The sequence below is a fragment of the Bartonella sp. TT119HLJHH genome (assembly GCF_042193385.1).
Lineage (GTDB): Bacteria > Pseudomonadota > Alphaproteobacteria > Rhizobiales > Rhizobiaceae > Bartonella.
On sequence record NZ_JBHILS010000083.1, the window covers coordinates 1 to 1,583 of the forward strand.

General features: G+C 35.8%; 1 protein-coding gene and 1 pseudogene. Both read right to left on the minus strand.

Annotation, left to right across the window (positions count from 1 at the left end; genetic code table 11):
• Positions 1–923: DUF6990 domain-containing protein (locus tag ACFIJL_RS09340; RefSeq protein WP_375624419.1), on the minus strand; the 923-nt coding region annotated here is incomplete at its 3' end.
• A gap of 6 nt (positions 924–929) precedes the next feature.
• Positions 930–1,583 (minus strand): annotated as a pseudogene (locus ACFIJL_RS09345) (hypothetical protein); the annotation flags it as partial.

A 1,583-nucleotide genomic window follows, 5' to 3' on the forward strand; every position in this document is an offset into this window, starting at 1 on the left:
GAGATTTGCGTCAATTCTTGCTCATTCAACCTCTCTACACAAATATCAATCCCTTTACCAAAACCACTAAAAATCCCTCCCCCAATTGTATTAAAAGACTGATAAATATCCGTAGGTCGTATCCAATTATATTCTCCCCTATAGTGAATATAACGACAAGCTATAGAAATCTCTTCATTAGAGATCTCAGCTTCAAGACGGACATTGTAATTGTCATGGAGGCGTACAAAACCAAAATCAAACTGAATAAAACGATCTGGCAAAGAAAGAAACATTCTCCCAGGTTCCATAGCAATCCATCCTAGCGTTTTGAAGATGCGACTTGCTGCGGTAAGGCTTATCGAGCGCTGTTTGGGCTTTTTGCGCGTTAGAATATCGTCTAACTCTCCATTCTTATAGGCTTGTGCAAATAAAATAAGGCGATCAATCCACTCCATGGTTGCATAATCGGCAAATTCTGGAACATGTAATTGGGGTGCCGGCTTATCAGACCTTAAAGCATCAATATCGCCAAGCAATGCTTGTGCAACAGCAGAATGATTGGCGGCTTCTTCATGCAATTTTTGTTCAATATCTTGTACTTTCGCCCACGCAATTACCCTATTTAAAGCTTCCTCAATATGACTTTCAGAAAGATTCTGTGCTGTAACTCCGAAATTTTCTTCTGCAGAAATCAACATATCATCATATTTATAGCGCGACTGTTCGCTATTAGAATATTCCTCAGCAAGGCAATAAGCGGCGGTAGTAAGAGCGACTGATAGCCGCAACCTTCCACCATCCTCTCCATAATCTACAACATCATAGAGAATGCGTATTATACGATCAGAAAGATGATAATAAGCAAATGTATCTCCAACTTCATGGCGATGAGTCTCCCAGCCCAATCTTTTTAAAATTTCTGTTACGTTTTTGGTTTGCATAGTCATTCACTTTTCTTCTAAATAACTTGGATATTCGTTTAGTTTATATTTTCGTGGTCCTTTTTCCCATTTCTTACTCAATTGTTTTTTAGGCCACTCTTTATTAAATTTTTTTAGTTGTTCCTCAGTTGGTTTCTCTTTTTTTATAAACTTTTCTAAATTTTCTTGGTATTTATTAAATTTCTCTTTATTTTTCTTAAGATACTCTTCAGCTTTAGGACCACAAAACTTTATACTTCCTGTTGTTTTACATATTTCTCTTAAAGCTTTCTGCATTTTATTTAATTTGGCTTTACCTGTTTTCGTCTCACTAAATGCTGGTTCACCATCCTCAATATAAGTATTATCAGGACGTGTTCTTGCCTTAATTGTACCTTTATCTGTCTTAATTTCAATTTCAATCGTTAATTCTCCCTCGCTTGGTGAAAATCCTTCCTCCTCTAATCTTTGTTTTTCCTCATCGCGTTTTTTGTCATGATATTTCCTACCTTTATTAAGCTTTTTACCCTTTCCATCGTTGTCATCGTCATTATTGTTTTGTGGTTCTTTATTGTTTCCGTTTTTTTTCTTATTTTTACTTTCCTTCTGAGAATCTTTATTTTTTTCTTCTTGTGAGTTTTGATTTGTTTTTTCGCTATCTTCTGCAGAATTTTTCGATGC